We start from the raw sequence: 18,061 nt of genomic DNA, 5'->3' as shown, positions 1-18,061 counted from the left end.
GCATGTTCCGCGCGGGTGGCTTCTGTCAACCGGAACGCTTGCGCGGTGCCTTCCGCGCCGCCACATTCGATGCACCATGGCGACACGCGCGAGCGAACACGACTTCCCGGACCGGCCCAACCGGCTGCTGGGCGGCACGGAGGCCGAGGGGTACCTGGGCGGCCAGCTGCTGGTGGCCATGCCCGGGCTGACCGATCCGCGCTTCGCCCGCGCGGTGATCTGCCTGTGCGCCCACTCGGCCGACGGCGCCATGGGCATCGTGCTGAACAAGCCGCTGGACACGCTGAGCTTCGAGGAACTGCTGAAGCAGCTGGAGGTGGAGCCCCTGCCGCCGCAGCGGCAGATCCGCCTGCTGGCCGGCGGCCCCGTGGAAGGCGGGCGCGGCTTCGTGCTGCACACCGCCGACTGGGAAAGCGATGCCAGCCTGAAGGTGACCGGCGACTTGGCGCTGACCGCGAGCGTCGACATCCTGAAGGCCATCGCCGGCGGCGGCGGCCCGCGGCAGGGGCTGCTGGCGCTGGGCTATGCCGGCTGGGGCCCCGGGCAGCTGGAAACCGAGATCCAGGGCAATGCCTGGCTGAACGTGACCCCGGACGAGGCGCTGCTGTTCGGCGCCGAGCCGGACACGCAATGGCGGCAGGCCCTGGCCAAGCTGCGGATCGACCCGCTGCTGCTGTCGAGCAACGCCGGCCACGCGTGACTGCCCCTGGCGGGCAGCCCTTCGCAGGGGCCGCTTGCCGCGCCAGGATCGGATACCCCTGGAGGAAGCAAGAACATGGACATCGCGGTCGAGACACCCTTCATCCGCCTGCATCCGGAGGATACGGTGCTGATCGCCCGCCGCGCGGGCCCCGAGGGCAGCCCCGTGGCACCCGGTATCCTGGCAGCGTCGCGCATCCCGCCCGGCCACAAGGTGGCCATCAAGGCACATGCGGTGGGCGAGCCGATCCGCCGCTATGGCCAGATCATCGGCTTCGCCACGCAGCCCATCGCGCCCGGCGACTGGGTGCATGTGCAGAACTGCGGCATGGGCGAGTTCACCAAGGATTATGCCTGGGGCGTGGATGCCCGCCCGACGCTGTATGTGCCGCAGCCGGCCTCCTTCATGGGCATCCTGCGGCCGGACGGGCGGGTGGCGACGCGCAACTACATCGGCATCGTCACCAGCGTGAACTGCTCGGCCCACGTCGCCTCGATGATCGCCGATGCCTTCAAGCGCAACCCCTTCGCCGGCCGCGACCCGCTGGCCGAGTTCCCCAATGTCGACGGCGTGGTGGCGCTGACCCACAAAACCGGCTGCGGCATGGGCGACAATGACGGGCTGCGCATCCTGCGCCGCACGCTGGCCGGCTACGCCCGCCACGCCAACTTCTCCCACGTCATCGCCATCGGGCTGGGCTGCGAGGTCAACCAGATCTCCGGCCTGCTGGAGGAGCAGAACCTGGCCGGGCGGCTGCGCAACATGGACATCCAGACCATGGGCGGCACCCGCAAGACGGTGGAGGCCGGCATCGCCTTCGTGCGCGAGGTGCTGGAGGAATCCAACAAGGTGCACCGCCAGCCGGTGCCCGCCAGCCACCTGACGGTCGCGCTGCAATGCGGCGGCTCGGACGGCTATTCCGGCATCACCGCCAACCCGGCGCTGGGCTATGCCTCCGACCTGCTGGTGCAGCACGGCGGCACCGTCATCCTGTCCGAAACGCCCGAGACCTATGGCGCCGAGCACCTGCTGACCCGCCGCGCCACCTCGCGCGCGGTGGGGCAGAAGCTGGTGGACCTGATGGCCTGGTGGGAGGACTACGCGGCGCGCGGGCAGGCGGAGCTGAACAGCAACCCCTCCCCAGGCAACAAGGCCGGCGGCCTCACCACCATCCTGGAGAAGTCGCTCGGCGCCATGGCCAAGGCCGGCACCACCAACCTGACGGCGGTCTACGACTACGCCCAGCCGGTGACCGAGAAGGGCTTCGTGTTCATGGACACGCCGGGCTACGACCCGGTGGCCGCCACCGGCCAGGTGGCGGGCGGCGCCAACCTGGTGTGCTTCACCACCGGGCGCGGCAGCGTGTTCGGCTGCAAGCCCGCGCCTTCCATCAAGCTCGCCACCAACTCCGCCATGTACGAGCGCATGGAGGAGGACATGGACGTGAACTGCGGCACCATCCTTTCGGGACGCGAAAGCGTCGAGGAATGCGGCCAGCGGATCTTCGAGCTGATCCTGCGGGTGGCGAGCGGCGAGCACACCAAGAGCGAGAGCTTCGACTTCGGCTCGGCGGAATTCGCGCCGTGGCCGATCGGCGCGACGATGTGATCAGCGGGGGATGAAGGCCGGGGGAAAGAATTCCCCCGGCCTTCATCTTCTTTTTAATCTGTTTTCGGGAGCGGCCCTGGCGGCGAGGCCTGCCAGCTGAGTGCGCCACCTTGCAGTCCGCAATTCAAGAAAGCGCTTGTTGGCCGCAGGCGAACTCTGACAGGCAGGAAAAAAGATGGGGGGTCCGGGGGGAATTCCTTCCCCCCGGCCTTCCTCACCCCCCGATCACCCCGCCATCCCGCTTGACGATGCTCACCACCGATGGCCGCGGCGGCATGCCTTCCTGGAAGTCCGGCCAGCGGGTGGAGGGCGTGGCGTAGGTGGTGGTCGGGTCGTCGTTGGCCGGGTGCTGCACGGCCACAAACAGGCTGCGGTCGTCCGGCGTGAAGGCGGGGCCGCACATCTCGGCGCCGGTGGGCGTGCGAAAGAACATGCGGGTCACGGCGCGGCCGGGGCCGCTGGTGTCGCAGGCCCAGATGCCGTCGCCGATGCCGTTGACGGATTGCTGCTCGCCCTGGTCGGTGGCGATCCACAGCCGCCCGCGGGCATCGAAGGCGATGTTGTCCGGGCAGGCCAGCCAGCCGGCGGGGGAGATGCCCTCGCCGTAGCGGGCGCCGTGGCTGGGGTCGGCCGGGTTGCCGGCCATGATGAACATGTCCCACTGGAAGGTCGCCGCCGCGTGGTCGGGCTTGCCGTCGCGGTCGGGCGGCGTCAGCTCCAGGATCTGGCCGAAGCGGTTCTCGGCGCGCGGGTTGGCGCGGTCCACCTGCGCGGCCTTGCGCGAGGTGTTGTTGGTCAGCACGACATAGACCTTGCCGGTGGTCGGGCTGGGCTCGACATCCTCCGGGCGGTCCATCGGCGTCGCCTTCACCAGGTCGGCGGCGCGGCGGATGTCGATCATCACGTCGGCCTGGTTGCGGAAGCCGTTGGCCGGCGTCAGCGGCCCCTCGCCGAAGACCAGCGGCAGCCACTCCACGCCGCCATCGTCGTTGAAGCAGGCGACGGAATTGGTGCCGTGGTCCAGCAGGTCGCGGTTGGCGGCGCGGTCGTTGGGGTTGAAGGCGTCGCGGCTGACGAAGCGGTAAAGGTACTCGAAGCGCTGGTCGTCGCCGGAATAGACCACCACGCGGCCATCCGGCGTCAGCGCCGTGGTGGCGGCCTCGTGCTTGTAGCGGCCGAGCGAGGTGCGCTTCACGGGGGTGGCGTTCGGGTCGTAGGGGTCGATCTCGACCACCCAGCCGAAGCGGTTGGGCTCGTTCGGCGTCTTCGCCAGGTCGAAGCGGTCGTGGAAGCGGGCCCAGCCGTGGTTGGCCTTGCCGGTGAGGCCCATGCGCTTCCAGGCGGCGGCCTCGGGGCCCTGGGTCACGTCGCCGGTGAAATAGGTGTCGAAGTTCTCCTCGCAGGTCAGCACGGTGCCCCAGGGGGTCACGCCGCCGGCGCAGTTGCCGATCATGCCCAGCACCGTGGTGCCCTGCGGGTCGGCGGCGGTCTTCATGCGGTCGTCGCCCGCGGCGGGGCCGGCGATGCGCATGGGCGTGTCGGCGGTGATGCGGCGGTTCAGCCCGCCCAGCACCACCTGCCAGCGCCCCTCCTGGCGGCGGAGCTCCAGCACCGAGCCGCCGATCGAGGCCATGGTGACATCCACCTGCTCACGCGTCAGGGCGGTGGCCATGGTCTTGCGGTCGAGGCCGGGGAACATCGCCTCCGCCTCGGGGTATTCGTGATTCACCCACAGCAGGCCGTGGTCGGAGCCGGTGGAGCCGGCGGGCAGCGGCATGAAGGCCTGGTAGTCGTTGTTGTAGCCGAACTGCTGCGCCTGGGCGCTCGCGGTCTGCGCCATCGGCGCGAAGTCCGGCGCGCCGGGCAGCACCTTGTCGCCCCAGCGGATCAGCACCTGGGCGTCATAGCCCTCGGCCACCGCGTGGCCGGGCTGCGGGCCGTGCGGCACCTCGGGGAAGGTCAGGGTGGAAGCGCCGGCGGCCAGCGCCGCGCGGGTGGTGGTGGCGACGGCACCACCACCGATCCCGGCCAGGGCCACCAGGCCGGCGGCGCCGCGCAGCAGGCCACGCCGGGCGAGGCGGGCGCCCAGGACGGCCTGGAAATCGGCCTGGGGCGAGGCGTTGACGCCCAGGGCGTCGAGGTCGGTGTCGTCTTGCATGGCAGGCGCTCACTGGCAGGGGTTCCGCCCCATGCCGCCGTGCCCTGCGGCAAACCAATGACGGTTTGATGTCACGCGCTGGTTTCATGCAACTGCAACATCGGGCAGCGCGAAGGAAAAAGTCCGGCGGGGCGGGAAATCCCGGGTCCCGGCCTTCCGGCAGCCGCTCCGGTCGCGCAGATTGCCGGTCGATGTCCCTCCCCCGCCACCAGCGCGCGCACGGCACCGCCGAGCTCGGCTTCGTCCACACCCCGCGCGGCACCGTGCTCAGGCACCTGTTCCACGCCGCCCCGCTGCGCGTGCTGTTCCCCACCCCGGAGCCGGGCGAGGCGCCGATGGCCGCGCTGGTCAATGTCGGCGGCGGGCTGGCGGGGGGCGATTCGCTGGATGCGCGGGTCACGCTGGGAGAAGCGGCGGTGGCCGGCGTCACCACGCCTGCGGCCGAGAAGGTGTATCGCGCCCTGGCGGAGGAGACCCGGATCGCGACGCGGCTGGAGGTCGGCGCCGGCGCCACGCTGGAATGGCTGCCGCAGGAAACCATCCTGTTTCAAGGCGCGCGGCTGGAGCGGCGCCTGGACGCGGCGCTGGCGCCGGGGGCGCGGCTGCTGGCGGCGGAGATGCTGGTGTTCGGCCGCGTGGCGCGTGGCGAGCGGCTGACACAGGGGTCGCTGTTCGACGCATGGCGCATCCGCCGCGACGGGCGGCTGCTGTGGGCGGATGCCACGGCGCTGGACGGCGACATCGCCGGCCGGCTGGCGGCGCCCTTCGGCTTCGCCGGGGCGGAAGCCAGCGGCCTGCTGCTGCTGGCGGCCGGCGAGGCCGAGGCGCTGGCCGGGCGCGACCTGCTGCGCGACAAGGGCTTCGATGCCACGCTGGCCCGGCCGGGCCTGATGCTGGCACGCTGCCTGGGCGGCGCCAGCCCGGTGCGGGACGCCATGGCGCGCGCCATTCCCTTGCTGCGCGCCGGCGTGCTGGGATTGCCGGCACGGTTGCCGCGGCTGTGGACGAGTTGAGGCACGGCGCGGCAGAATGCCCGCCGCCATAAGGACGAGCCGATGCATCTGACGCCCCGCGAAAAGGACAAGCTGCTGATCGCCATGGCGGCGGAGGTGGCCCGCAAACGGCTGTCGCGCGGCGTAAAACTCAACCATCCGGAAGCGATCGCGCTGATCACCGACCACGTGGTGGAAGGCGCGCGCGACGGGCGCAGCGTGGCGGAGCTGATGCGCGACGGTGCTTCGGTCCTGACGCGCGAGCAGGTGATGGAAGGGATCGCGGACATGATCCACGACATCCAGGTGGAAGCGACCTTTCCCGACGGCACCAAGCTGGTGACCGTCCACAACCCGATCCGCTGAGGAGCGCGTGCATGATTCCCGGAGAGGTGATCGTCGGCCAGGGCGAGATCGAGCTGAACGCCGGCCGCGACAGCATCGAGATGGAGGTGGCCAATACCGGCGACCGGCCCATCCAGGTCGGCAGCCACTACCACTTCTCCGAAACCAACCCGGCGCTGCGCTTTGACCGCGCGGCCGCGCGCGGTCGGCGGCTGGACATCGCGGCGGGCACGGCGGTGCGCTTCGAGCCGGGGCAAAGCCGCCGCGTGCGCCTGGTGGAACTCGCCGGGGCCCGCATCGTGCACGGCTTCCGTGGCGAGACGGAGGGGGCGCTCTGATGCCGGCACGCATCTCCCGCACCGCCTATGCCGGCATGTACGGCCCCACGGTGGGCGACCGCGTGCGGCTGGCGGATACCGAGCTGTTCGCCGAGGTGGAGCGCGACCTCACCACCTATGGCGAGGAGGTGAAGTTCGGCGGCGGCAAGGTGATCCGCGACGGCATGGGGCAAAGCCAGTGCTCGCGCGCCGAGGGCGCCATGGACACCGTCATCACCAACGCGCTGATCATCGACCACAGCGGCATCTACAAGGCCGATGTCGGGCTGCTGGGCGGCCTGATCGCGGCCATCGGCAAGGCGGGCAACCCGGACACGCAGCCGGGCGTCGACATCGTCATCGGCCCGGGCACCGAGATCATCGCCTGCGAAGGGCGCATCCTGACCGCCGGCGGCATCGACCCGCACATCCACTTCATCTGCCCGCAGCAGATCGAGGAAGCGCTGGCCTCGGGCGTTACCACCATGTTCGGCGGCGGCACCGGCCCGGCGCATGGCACGTTGGCCACGACATCCACGCCCGGCCCCTGGCACATGGAACGGATGCTGCTGGCGGCGGAAAGCTTTCCGATGAACCTCGGCTTCCTGGGCAAGGGCAACGCCGCCCTGCCGGCGGCGCTGGAGGAGCAGATCCGCGCCGGCGCCTGCGGGTTGAAGCTGCACGAGGACTGGGGCACCACGCCCAAGGCCATCGACACCTGCCTGCGCGTGGCGGACCAGTTCGACATCCAGGTCGCCATCCATTCCGACACGCTGAACGAGAGCGGCTTCGTCGAGGACACTATCAAAGCGATCGGCGGCCGTAGCATCCAGGCCTTCCACACCGAGGGCGCCGGCGGCGGCCACGCGCCGGACATCCTGCGCGTCATCGGCGAGCCGAACTTCCTGCCGAGCTCCACCAACCCCACCATGCCCTACACGGTGAACACCGTGGACGAGCATCTCGACATGCTGATGGTCTGCCACCACCTCGACCCGCGCATCGCCGAGGACGTGGCCTTCGCGGAATCCCGCATCCGCAAGGAAACCATCGCCTCCGAGGACATCCTGCACGACCTCGGCGCCATCTCCATGATGTCCTCCGACAGCCAGGCGATGGGCCGCGTCGGCGAGGTGATCATCCGCACCTGGCAATGCGCACACAAGATGAAGGTGCAGCGCGGGCGCCTTGCCGGCGAGCAGGGGCAGAACGACAACCTGCGCATCCGCCGCTACATCGCCAAATACACCATCAACCCCGCCATCGCGCAGGGCATCAACGAGCACGTCGGCAGCCTGGAAGTCGGCAAGCTCGCCGACCTGGTGATGTGGTCCCCCGCCTTCTTCGGCGTGAAGCCCGAGATGGTGATCAAGGCCGGCACCATCGCCATGGCGCCGATGGGCGACCCCAACGCCTCCATCCCCACGCCGCAGCCGGTGCATTACCGCCCGATGTTCGGCGGCTTCGGCCGCGCCATGCAGGCGAGCAGCATCACCTTCCTGTCGGCCGCCGCCATGGAAGCCGACGTCGGCACCCGCCTCGGCCTGCGCCGCATGCTGCGGCCGGTGCGCAACACCCGCCGCATCGGCAAGCGCGACATGGTGCTGAACGACGCCCTGCCGCGCATCGAGATCGACCCCGAAACCTACGAGGTCCGCGCCGATGGCGAGCTGCTGATCTGCGAGCCGGCGGCGGTGTTGCCGATGGCACAACGCTATTTCTTGTTTTGATGGGAGCGAGCAAGCCGTTCTTTTTTGGAAAAAGAACCAAAAACCTTTTGTCAGTTTGGCATCGCGCGGAGCGCCCCGCGCGACGCCGCTTTCAGACAAAGTCTTTTTGCTTCTTTTTCTTCAGAAAAAGAAGACCTTCTCCCAGCCTGTGACCCGAGCCAACGCATGACCGATCTCCCCCGCGCCACCCAGATCCTCCCCGCCGGCCAGTGGCAGGCACGCACGGCGCGCGACACCGTCACCGCCGGGTTCGACGACCGCCACCGCCGCCGCAGGCGCTACACGGGCGAGAAAGGGCTGAGCTTTCTGCTCGATCTTCCGGAAGCGGTGGCGTTGCGGGATGGCGACGGGCTGCTGCTGGAAGGCGGCGGCGTGGTGCTGGTGCGCGCGGCGCCGGAGCCGCTGATCGAGGTGCGCGGGCGCGACCCGCAGCATCTGCTGCGGCTGGCCTGGCACCTCGGCAACCGGCATCTGCCGGCGGAGATCGATGGCGAGCGCATCCTGATCCGCGAGGATCATGTGATCCTGCGTATGCTGCAGGGGCTCGGTGCCACGGCCAGCAAGGTGGACGCGCCCTTCAACCCGGAAGGCGGGGCCTATGGCGAGCACAACCGCCACACCGGCCACAAGCACGGCGAGCTGCATGACCATGGCGATGGCATCCTCCACCGCCATTGATCCCGGCGGCCTGCAACGGCTGCTGAGCTGGCTGTCCCCCGCCTATCCGGTCGGCGCCTATACCTACAGCCACGGGCTGGAGCGCGCGGTGGAGGACGGCGCGGTGCGCGACCGCGCCGGGCTGGTGGCCTACGTCTCGGCGGTGCTGGAAGCGGGCGCGGGGCGGATCGATGGCGCCCTGCTCGCCGCCGCCTTTCGCGCGGCCGAGGCGGGTGACGACGCCGCGCTGGACGAGGTGACCGACCTCGCCAATGCCTGGCGTGGCACGGCCGAGACGGCGCTGGAAACCCTGGCGCAGGGCACGGCCTTTCTGCGCGTCACCACCGCCGCCTGGCCGGAGGCACGGCTCGCCGATTTCGCGCGGCGGCACCGCAACGCCATCACGCATCCCGTCGCGCTGGGGGCGGCCGCCGCGTGGCAGGGCATGCCGCTGCGCGCCGTGCTGTTCGGTTTCCTGTCGTCGTTTGCTGCCAACATCGTCTCGGCCGGCGTGCGGCTGGTGCCGCTGGGCCAGACCGACGGGCAGGTGGCCACCGCCGCCCTGCTGCCGGTGCTGGAAGCCGCGACGGAGGCGGCGCTCATCGCCGAGCTCGACCGCCTGGGCACCGCGGCGCCCATGCTCGACCTGTTTTCCCTGCGTCATGAGACGCAATACACGAGGCTGTTCCGCTCATGAGTGCTTCCACCAACGGCCCCTTCCGCGTCGGCATCGGCGGCCCCGTCGGCTCCGGCAAGACGGCGCTGACCGACCGGCTGTGCAAGCACCTGCGCGACCGGCACGACATCGCCGTCATCACCAACGACATCTACACGCGCGAGGATGCCGAGTTCCTCACCCGCTCTGGCGCGCTGGCGCCCGAGCGCATTATCGGCGTCGAAACCGGCGGCTGCCCGCACACCGCCATCCGCGAGGACGCTTCCATTAATCTCGCCGCCGTCGATGAAATGACGACGCGCTTTCCCGGCCTGGAAGTGCTGTTCATCGAAAGCGGCGGCGACAACCTGGCCGCCACCTTCAGCCCTGAGCTGGCGGACCTGACCATCTACGTCATCGATGTCTCGGCCGGCGACAAGATCCCCCGCAAGGGCGGCCCCGGCATCACGCGTTCCGACCTGCTGGTCATCAATAAGACCGACCTCGCGCCCCTGGTCGGCGCCGACCTCGGCGTCATGGACCGCGATTCCAAGAAGATGCGCGGCGAGCGTCCCTTCATCTTCACCAACCTGAAAGCCGAGCAGGGCGTCGCCGAGATCGCCGACTTCGTCCTGCGCCAGGGCGGCATCGTCGCGTGAGCACGCTGCTGCTGGCGGTCGACGTGCAGCCGGACTTCATGCCCGGCGGCGCCCTGCCCGCGCCGGATGGCGAGGCCGTGGTGCCCGTCATCAACCGCCTGCTGGCGCGCTTCCCGCACGCGGTCGCGACGCAGGACTGGCACCCGGCCGACCACAGCTCCTTCGCCAGCCAGCACCCCGGCCGCGCGCCCTTCGAGACGGTCACGCTGCCCTATGGCGAGCAGGTACTCTGGCCCGACCACTGCATCCAGGGCACCCCCGGCGCCGCCCTGCACCCGGCGCTGGACGCCCGCCGCTTCGAGCTGGTGCTGCGCAAGGGGTTCCGCAAAGCCATCGACAGTTACTCGGCCTTCTTCGAGAACGACCGCCGCACGCCAACCGGCCTGCACGGCTACCTGCAGGAACGCGGCATCCGCGACATCGCCGTCTGCGGCCTGGCGCGCGGCTACTGCACCGACTTCAGCGCCGAGGATGCCGCCCGCCTCGGCTACCACGTGACGCTGGTGGAGGACGCCTGCCGCGGCATCACGCCCGAGGCGACGGCGGCGGGTGCGCGGCGGCTGCTGGACCGCGGGGTTCGGATCGTGACGAGCGACGCACTCTAAGTCAGCGCAGGCCGGGGAAGGAATTCCCCGGACCCCTTCTTTTGTTTTCGTCAGTCGGTGGCTGCCGAAAGCGTCGGATTGCTCAATCATGCAATCCCTCCCCCGCCGGCGCCGGCTGATAGAAAAAAGATGGGGGTTCGGGGGAATTCCTTCCCCCGACCTTGCCTACTCCAATCCCTCCACGAACCGCCGCAGTTCCTCCGCGTAGAAGCTCGCGGTCCCCGTGGTGCCATGCCCCATCGTTTTCTCGCTGGCCGGGATCAGCAGCATCTGCGCGTTCGGGATGCGTGCCATGGCCGCCTGCATCAGCCCCGTCTCGGGCGGGTTGCGTTCGTCGTCGGCGGCGTTGATGGCCAGCACGCGGGCCTTGATGCGGTCGAGCTGCGCGGAGGGGTCGTAGTCCCGCGCGGAATCCCACTGATAGATGAAGTCGTTGGCATCCAGCGGCGGCGGCGCGGCCAGGCGGGAGTCGACCAGCGTGTCGGCGGCGGCGCGGCTGGGGGCGGCGGCCTGGAGGAACTGGGTGCCGCCGCTGGTGCCCAGCCCGTAGAAGACGTTGGCCATGCGCAGGCTGGCCGGCTGCTCGGTGTAGTTGCCGTTCTGGTAGGCCGGGTCGCGGCGGATCATCTCGATCTGCAACCGCCGCATGATCCAGTTGCGGCCGGACATGGCGGTAGGCTGCGAGGCCATCGGCACGATGGCGTCCATCATCTCGGGATAGGTCACGCCCCAGAGCCAGGCGTGCATGCCGCCCATGGACTGGCCGAGGATCAGCCGCAGGTGGCGGATGCCGAGGCCCTCGGTCACCAGCCGGTACTGCGCCTGCACCATGTCGTCGTAGGTGTAGCGGGGAAAGTTGGCGCGCAGGCCGTCGGAAGGCTTGGCGGATGAGCCGGCGCCCAGGATGTCCGGGATGATGACGTAGTAGCGGCTGGCATCCAGCGGCTGCCCCGGGCCGAAAAGCTGGCCAGAGAAGATGGGCGTCAGCAGGCTGCGGGCGGAGCCGCCGGTGCCGTGCAAGACCAGCACAGGCTGGCCGGTCGGCGCGCCGAGGGTGGTGTAGGAAAGCGGCAGCTCCGCCATCGTCTGGCCGTCGTGGAAGCGGAAGTCCCGCGCCACCCAGCGGCCCTGCACCGGCACGGGGGCGGCGGTGAGCGCCGGGGCGGGAATGGCGGCGGGCGCCTGGGCCAGCGCGGGGCCTGCGGCCATGGCCGCCATCGCCGCCAGCCCGAGGGCCGCGCGGCGGGAGAACTGGGATGGCATCGGACGCCTCCTCCGGCCGGTAGACCCGGCACTGTCGAACCTGGAACGATCCGGCAGTGTCGATCCGGCGGGCGGCGGCGGTCAACGGTCCTGCGCGGGGCCACGCGGCCCCGCGCAGGCTGTCAGGCCGCGACGGTCTTCTGCGTCTGCTCGCCCAGCCCCGCGATGCCGAGGCGGATGGTCTGCCCGGGCTTGAGGTAGACCGGCGGCTTCTGCCCCATGCCGACGCCCGGCGGCGTGCCGGTGGTGATGACGTCGCCCGGGTGCAGCGTGATGAACTGCGACACGTAGGAGACGATCTTGGCCACGCCGAAGATCATGGTGCGGGTGGAGCCGTCCTGAAAGCGGTGGCCGTCCACCTCGCAGAACATCGCCAGGTCCTGCGGGTCTGGCACCTCGTCCTTGGTCACCAGCCATGGGCCGAGCGGGCCGAAGGTGTCGTGCCCCTTGCCCTTGTCCCAGGTGCCGCCACGCTCGATCTGGAATTCACGCTCGGACACGTCGTTGCACACCGCGTAGCCGGCGACGTGGTCGAGCGCCGCGTTCTCCGCGATGTTCTTAGCGCGGGTGCCGATGACGATGGCCAGCTCGACTTCCCAGTCCGTCTTGCTGCTGTTCTTCGGAATCTGCACGTCGTCGTTGGGGCCGCACAGCGCGCCGAGCGACTTCAGGAAGACGATCGGCTCCTTCGGGATGGCGGCGCCGGTTTCGGCCGCGTGGTCGGCGTAGTTCAGGCCGATGCAGACGAAGTTCTTCATATGCGCCACCGGCGGGCCGAGCCGGGTGGAGGCCGGCACCTCCGGCAGGCCGGCGGTGTCGATGGCGGCAAGCTTGGCCAGCCCAGCGGGCGACAGCGCATCGCCGGAGAAGTCCGGCAGCACGCCGGACAGGTCGCGGATGGTGCCCGAGGCATCGAGCAGGCCCGCCTTCTCCTGGCCCGGCGGGCCGAAACGCAGCAACTTCATGGTGTCGGTTTCCTCAGTTGGTCCAGCCGCCGTCGATGACGACGGCCTGGGCGGTCACGAACTGGCTTTCGGGCGCGGACAGGTACAGCACCAGTTCCGCGATCTCCTCGGCCGTGGCGAGGCGGCCCATCGCCTGGCGGCCGACAAAGGCCGCGCGCGCCGCGTCCAGCCCGCCCATGGCATCGGCATTGGCGGCGATGCGCTCGCCCAGCGATGGGGTGTCCACCGTGCCGGGGCAGACGCAGTTGCAGCGGATGCCGCGGGTCACGAAATCCGCCGCCACGCTCTTGGTCAGCCCGACCACGGCGGCCTTGGTGGTGCCGTAGCAGAAGCGGTTGGCCACGCCCTTCACCGACCCGGCGGCGGACGCCATGTTGACGATCGCCCCGCCGCCCTTTTCCAGCATCCCCGGCAGCGCCGCCTGGATCACCTTCCACTGCGCGCGGACGTTCAGCGCGAAGGCGAAGTCCCAGTCGGCATCGGCGCAGTTCAGCACATCGTTCTGGTGCACGAAGCCGGCGCAGTTGAACACCACGTCGAAGGGCCCGTGCTCTTCGATGGTCCGCTTCACCGCCGCGTCGTCCAGCACGTCCAGCGCGAGCGCAGTGACGCCCTCGCCCAGGCCCTGCAGCTTGTCCGCGTCGCGGTCGGTGGCCACCACCGTCGCGCCTTCCCGCGCATAGGCCAGAACAGCGGCACGGCCGATGCCCTGGCCGGCGGCGGTGACGAAGCAATGTTTACCCTGCAGCCTTCCGGCCATCGTGTTCCCCCTCGTGGACGACAAGCAAGCAAGCCGGGGAAAGAATTCCCCGGACCCCTTCTTTCATTTTTATCAGCAAGGGGCTGCGCGTTTCGCCAGCCGTCGTTCCAGACCGATAGAAAGAAGATGGGGGGCTGGGGGAATTCATTCCCCCAGCCTTCACGCCATCAGTGGTTGTGCCGGCTCTCGCCCCGCGTCTCGAGAATGTTGAGATACAGCGTCGCGGGCTCCAGGCAGCCGCCGGTGCCGAGCTGGCCGACCATGGAGCGGTAGATCTCCTCCCACGGCGTCTTGTTCAGCAGCTTGGGCGGCGTCCAGGCAGCGCGGCGGGTCGCCATCTCCTCCTCGGAGATCAGCAGGTCCACCTTGCGGGTCTTCAGGTTGATGCGGATGCGGTCGCCCGAGTTCATCAGCGCGAGCCCGCCGCCGACGGCGGCTTCGGGCGAGACGTTGAGGATGGAGGGGCTGGCCGAGGTACCGCTTTGCCGGCCGTCGCCCATGGTGGGCAGGCTGTGCAGGCCGGCTTTGATCATCTCGCCCGGCGGCTGCATGTTCACCACCTCGGCGCTGCCGGGGTAGCCCACGGGGCCGCAGTTGCGGATCACCAGCACGGTGTGGTCGTCCACGCCCAGCGCCGGGTCCTCGATGCGGTCGTGGTAGTCCTCGGGGCCCTCGAAGACGATCACCTTGCCCTCGAAGATGTCCTCGGGGTCGGACAGGAAGCGCTTGCGGAAGTCGGCGTCAATGACGCTGACCTTCATCACCGCGTTGTCGAACAGGTTGCCGCTCAGCACCACGAAGCCGGCCTGCTCCAGCAGTGGCTTGTCGTAGGGGCGGATCACCTCGTGATCGGCCAGCGGGGCGTGCGCCAGGTCCTCCGCGAGGGTGCGGCCGGTGACGGTCCGCACGGTCGTGTGCAGCTTGCCGGCCCCGGCCAGCTCCTTCATCACCGCCTGCACGCCGCCGCCGCGGTAGAACATCTCGCCCAGGAAGCGCCCGGCGGGCTGGCAGTCGACCAGCAGGGGGATGTCGGCGCCGAAGGTCTGCCAGTCCTCCGTGGTCAGGTGCACGCCCATGTGGCGGGCGATGGCGACCAGGTGCGGCGGGCAGTTGGAGCTGGCGCCGATGGCGCTGGCCAGCACGATGGTGTTCTCGAAGGCCTCGCGCGTCATGATGTCCGACGGGCGCAGGTTCTCCTTCACCATGTCCACGATGCGCATGCCGGTGGCGTGGGCGATCTGCCCGCGCTCGCGATAGGCGGCGGGGATGGCGGCGCAGCCGGGCAGGGACATGCCCAGGGCTTCCGCCAGCGAGTTCATGGACAGCGCCGTGCCCATGGTGTTGCAGTGGCCGACGGAGGTGGCGCTGCTCGCCACCATCTGCATGAAGCCGTCGTAGTTGATCTCGCCGGCCGCGAGCTGCTTGCGCGCTTCCCAGACGATGGTGCCGGAGCCGGACAGGCGGCCCTTCCAGTGACCGTCCAGCATCGGGCCGCCGGACAGCACGATGGCCGGGATGTTGACGGTGGCGGCCCCCATCAGGCAGGCGGGGGTGGTCTTGTCGCAGCCCGTGGTCAACACGACGCCGTCGATCGGGTAGCCGTGCAGGATCTCGACCAGCGACAGGTAGGCGAGGTTGCGGTCCAGCGCGGCGGTGGGGCGCTTGCCGGTTTCCTGGATCGGATGGATCGGAAATTCGAGGGGGATGCCGCCGGCGTCGCGGATGCCGGCCTTGACGCGGTCGGCCAGCGCCAGGTGGTGGCGGTTGCAGGGCGCGATGTCGCTGCCGGTCTGGGCGATGCCGATGATCGGCTTGCCGGACTGCAGCTCGCCGCGGGTCATGCCGAAGTTCAGGAAGCGCTCGATGTAGAGCGCGGTCATGCCCGGGTCTTCCGGGTCATCGAACCACCGCTGGCTGCGCAGGCGGAAGCTTTTTTTCGTTTGATCCATCGGGCCCGTCCTCGTTCTCCCGCTAGGGAAACTCGGCCCGGCATCGCGGCCTGTCAATCAGCCCGGAGGCAAACAGGCGGCGGCATCAGCACGCAAAGGAACGGCCGCGCCCCGGGTGGGGCGCGGCCGAAAGCCTCACACGCGGCGCAGGTTGCCGGCGGAAAGCTTGCCGTCCTTGGAGCGCTGCGCCTCGTACTCGACGCGCTCGCCCTCGTTCAGGCCCTGCATGCCGGCGCGCTGGACGTCGGAGATGTGCACGAACACATCCTTGGAGCCATCCTCAGGCTGGATGAAGCCGTAGCCCTTGGTCGTGTTGAACCACTTGACGGTACCGGTGGACATCGTGGGTGTTCCGTAACAAAAAATGCTGCCGCCACGCGACATGCGCGGCGGATCAACCTTTGGACGAGCACCAGGCACGATGCGCGCAAATCCAGCCGCTCGCGCGGCCGGCCGATCAGTCGACGATCAACTATCTAGGGAAGCATCGCGCGCGCCGCAACCTCAACCTGTCAAGGCCTCTTCCAGGAAGACCTGCACGGCCTGGAACAGCGCGCCACGGTTGCGCTCCAGCATGATGCCATGGGTGCCCTCGCCCAACAGAACCAGCCGCTTGGCAGGGCTGGCGGTCATCGCCTGGAACAGGGCCACCGCCTGCGCGGGCGGCGCCTCGCGGTCCCATTCGCCCAGCGTCACCAGGGCGGGCACGGTCACCCGCGCGGCGTCGAACGGCTGCCGCCCCGCCTCGGCCATGGCGCCGTTGGGCACGCGCAGCACGGACGGCACCTGCCGCGCGCCATCCGGGTCCGCGCCGAAGGTGGTGTCCGCCCAGTGCTCGTACCAGCCGGCGGGAAACAGGGCGGCGCGCTTGTTGTCCGGCACGCCTTCCACCCAGCGCGCGCGCACCTCGGCCCGCGTCAGGCTGCGGAACGGCGGCAGCGTGGCGCCGGCCGCCGGGGCCGGCGCGGCGCCGTTCGCGGCGGCGGCGGGCTGGGCCGGCCATTCCGGCGCATACAGCACCAGCCGGTCCACCAGCGCCGCGTTCTCGGTCGCGAAGCGCGCCATCAGTCCGGCACCCCAGCCCCAGCCCAGGTGCACCAGCTTGGGCACGCCGCGCTTTTCGCGCACAAAGGCGGCGGCGGCGGCGATGTCGGCCAGCGCGTCGCGCGCCGGCGTCAGCGGCGTGCCGGAAGCCGGCGCGGTCGCCTGGCTCATCGCCGCCTCGCGCGTCGAGCGGCCGTAGTTGCGCAGGTCCACGCTCCAAACGTCGAAGCCGCGCCCCGCCATGTAGTCCATCCAGGACACGCCGCCGGCCGGCAGGTCAAAGGAGGTGCTGGCCGGAAAGCTGCCGTCGTGCACGCACAGCACGATGCGGTCCGCCCGCGCCGCCGCCGCTCCTTCCTGCCGCTTGTTGCGCAGGTAGAGCTGGATGCCGGGGGCGGAGGCGACCTGGAACTCCTCCAGCGTCACGCCGGCGGGCTGGGCCCGCGCCGGCGCGGCCGCCAGCAGGGGCGACAGGAGCGGGGCGGCGATCGGGGCGGCGAGCAGCACGCGGCGGCGCATGGGGGTTTCTCCGGGGGCGGTAGCGGATGGGGCGGCACGGCGCCGAAGCGCGCCGATCATAGCGGGGAACGCGCAGCGCTGGAATCGGTCGGCGGCTGACGATGTGTTTCGGAGTGTGGGAGCGGGAAACACGGCGGCGGTGCCGCCCGGCGCATCAGCCCCAGGGCCCCGGCCGCCGCTCCGTCCCGGGCCGCGCCCAGGGGCCGCCGGATGCCGGCGCGGCCTTGCCCCCGCCCCCCCAGGGTGCCCGCGCCGCCGCGCCGGGGCGCGGGCCGCTTGCCGGCCCGGCCATCTGCAACAGGGCCGCCACGCGGTTCTCTGTGCGCGGGTGGGTGGAAAACAGGCCGTCCATCCGCGCCCCGGACAAGGGGTTGACGATAAACAGATGGGCCGTCGCGGGGTTGGTTTCGGCCGCCGGGTTGGGCAGCGCGCGGCCGCTTTCCAGCCGTGTCAGCGCGGATGCCAGCGCCGCCGGGTTGCCGGTGATCTGCGCGGCGCCCTTGTCCGCCTCGTATTCCCGCGACCGGCTGATCGCCATCTGCACCACGGCGGCGGCCAGCGGCGCCAGGATCATCACCAGCAGCCCGACCAGCGGCCCCGGCCCTCGCTCGCGGTCGCGCCCGCCAAACAGAAAGCCGAACTGCGCCAGCATGCCGATGGCGCCCGCCAAGCAGGCCGTGACGGTCATCAGCAGCGTGTCGCGGTTGCGGATATGCGCCAGCTCATGGGCGATGACGCCGGCGACCTCCTGTTCCGGCATCAGTTCCAGCAGGCCGGTGTTCACCGCCACGGCGGCGTTGCGCGGGTTGCGGCCGGTGGCGAAGGCGTTGGGCTGCCGCTCGTGGATCAGGTACAGCGCGGGCATCGGCAGGCCGGCGCGGGCGGCCATCGCCTCCGTCATGCGCCACAGCGCGGGGGCGTCGCGCGGGCCGATCGGCTGCGCATTGTGCATGCGCAGCACCATGCGGTCGCTGCGCCACCAGGCAAAGAGGTTGGTGGCGCAGGCCACCGCCAGGGCCACCAGCATGCCGGAACGCCCGCCCAGCAGCCCGCCCACGGTGGCGAACAGCGCCGTCATGGCTGCCAGCAGCACCGTGGTCCGCAGATATCCGCCCATCACCCGTTTCCCCGCCGG

At 70.3% G+C, this 18,061-nt stretch carries 18 protein-coding genes; 10 read left to right on the top strand and 8 right to left on the bottom strand.

Translation table 11 applies throughout. The annotated features are described in order from the left end of the window. Positions 1–76: 76 nt before the first annotated feature. Complete coding sequence (locus tag IAI59_RS05530; RefSeq protein WP_207419267.1) at positions 77–700, top strand: YqgE/AlgH family protein; 624 nt, start codon at positions 77–79, stop codon at positions 698–700. Between the two features lie 75 nt (positions 701–775). After that, on the top strand, positions 776–2,308 hold the full coding sequence (locus IAI59_RS05525) for a UxaA family hydrolase (protein ID WP_207419266.1): 1,533 nt from the start codon (positions 776–778) through the stop codon (positions 2,306–2,308). 214 nt (positions 2,309–2,522) lie between these two features. Here IAI59_RS05525 and IAI59_RS05520 read toward each other — a convergent pair whose 3' ends face one another. After that, a complete protein-coding gene (locus tag IAI59_RS05520) occupies positions 2,523–4,466 on the bottom strand; it encodes a PhoX family protein (protein ID WP_207419265.1) in 1,944 nt (647 codons plus the stop codon). A 191-nt stretch (positions 4,467–4,657) separates the two neighbouring features. Between IAI59_RS05520 and IAI59_RS05515 the strand changes: the two genes are divergently transcribed. From IAI59_RS05515 to pncA, 8 genes are all read left to right on the top strand, one after another. Then, on the top strand, positions 4,658–5,479 hold the full coding sequence (locus tag IAI59_RS05515; RefSeq protein WP_207419264.1) for an urease accessory protein UreD: 822 nt from the start codon (positions 4,658–4,660) through the stop codon (positions 5,477–5,479). 42 nt (positions 5,480–5,521) lie between these two features. Beyond that, positions 5,522–5,824: an urease subunit gamma gene (locus IAI59_RS05510; protein WP_207419263.1), complete on the top strand. Its 303-nt coding sequence runs from the start codon at positions 5,522–5,524 to the stop codon at positions 5,822–5,824. Between the two features lie 11 nt (positions 5,825–5,835). Further along, a complete protein-coding gene (locus tag IAI59_RS05505) occupies positions 5,836–6,141 on the top strand; it encodes an urease subunit beta (RefSeq protein WP_207419262.1) in 306 nt (101 codons plus the stop codon). Next, the gene (ureC, locus tag IAI59_RS05500) at positions 6,141–7,850 is read left to right on the top strand and encodes an urease subunit alpha (RefSeq protein ID WP_207419261.1); all 1,710 of its coding nucleotides are present in this window, start codon (positions 6,141–6,143) and stop codon (positions 7,848–7,850) included. Before IAI59_RS05505 ends, ureC begins: the two co-directional genes overlap by 1 nt. 165 nt (positions 7,851–8,015) lie before the next feature. Next, the gene (locus IAI59_RS05495) at positions 8,016–8,528 is read left to right on the top strand and encodes an urease accessory protein UreE (RefSeq protein WP_207419260.1); all 513 of its coding nucleotides are present in this window, start codon (positions 8,016–8,018) and stop codon (positions 8,526–8,528) included. Further along, positions 8,494–9,204 carry an urease accessory protein UreF gene (locus tag IAI59_RS05490; protein ID WP_419556515.1) on the top strand — a complete coding sequence of 237 codons (711 nt, stop codon included), beginning with the start codon at positions 8,494–8,496 and terminating at the stop codon, positions 9,202–9,204. The genes IAI59_RS05495 and IAI59_RS05490 overlap by 35 nt, the downstream gene beginning before the upstream one ends. Next, positions 9,201–9,821 (top strand): urease accessory protein UreG, encoded by a 621-nt coding sequence (gene ureG, locus IAI59_RS05485; RefSeq protein WP_207419259.1) that lies wholly within the window; start codon positions 9,201–9,203, stop codon positions 9,819–9,821. Before IAI59_RS05490 ends, ureG begins: the two co-directional genes overlap by 4 nt. Beyond that, entirely contained in the window at positions 9,818–10,426 is a 609-nt protein-coding gene (gene pncA, locus IAI59_RS05480; RefSeq protein ID WP_207419258.1) for a bifunctional nicotinamidase/pyrazinamidase, read from the top strand. The genes ureG and pncA overlap by 4 nt, the downstream gene beginning before the upstream one ends. Before the next feature lie 165 nt (positions 10,427–10,591). On the opposite strand, the gene IAI59_RS05475 is transcribed toward pncA, so the two are convergent. From IAI59_RS05475 to htpX, 7 genes are all read right to left on the bottom strand, one after another. Further along, positions 10,592–11,689: an alpha/beta fold hydrolase gene (locus tag IAI59_RS05475; protein WP_207419257.1), complete on the bottom strand. Its 1,098-nt coding sequence runs from the start codon at positions 11,687–11,689 to the stop codon at positions 10,592–10,594. 122 nt (positions 11,690–11,811) lie between these two features. Then, positions 11,812–12,654 carry a fumarylacetoacetate hydrolase family protein gene (locus tag IAI59_RS05470; protein ID WP_207419256.1) on the bottom strand — a complete coding sequence of 281 codons (843 nt, stop codon included), beginning with the start codon at positions 12,652–12,654 and terminating at the stop codon, positions 11,812–11,814. 13 nt (positions 12,655–12,667) lie between these two features. Then, a complete protein-coding gene (locus IAI59_RS05465; RefSeq protein WP_207419255.1) occupies positions 12,668–13,414 on the bottom strand; it encodes an SDR family oxidoreductase in 747 nt (248 codons plus the stop codon). 167 nt (positions 13,415–13,581) lie between these two features. Then, positions 13,582–15,363 carry an IlvD/Edd family dehydratase gene (locus IAI59_RS05460; RefSeq protein ID WP_207419254.1) on the bottom strand — a complete coding sequence of 594 codons (1,782 nt, stop codon included), beginning with the start codon at positions 15,361–15,363 and terminating at the stop codon, positions 13,582–13,584. Between the two features lie 135 nt (positions 15,364–15,498). Then, positions 15,499–15,705, bottom strand: coding sequence for a cold-shock protein (locus tag IAI59_RS05455; protein ID WP_207419253.1), 207 nt, complete (start codon positions 15,703–15,705; stop codon positions 15,499–15,501). Positions 15,706–15,867: 162 nt separating this feature from the next. After that, complete coding sequence (locus IAI59_RS05450; RefSeq protein ID WP_207419252.1) at positions 15,868–16,926, bottom strand: alpha/beta hydrolase; 1,059 nt, start codon at positions 16,924–16,926, stop codon at positions 15,868–15,870. A 154-nt stretch (positions 16,927–17,080) separates the two neighbouring features. After that, a complete protein-coding gene (htpX, locus tag IAI59_RS05445) occupies positions 17,081–18,043 on the bottom strand; it encodes a zinc metalloprotease HtpX (protein WP_207419251.1) in 963 nt (320 codons plus the stop codon). Positions 18,044–18,061: the final 18 nt, after the last annotated feature.

It is taken from the genome of Roseomonas haemaphysalidis (assembly GCF_017355405.1).
GTDB classification, from domain to species: Bacteria; Pseudomonadota; Alphaproteobacteria; order Acetobacterales; family Acetobacteraceae; genus Pseudoroseomonas; species Pseudoroseomonas haemaphysalidis.
This window is presented reverse-complemented; position numbering and strand designations above follow the sequence as displayed.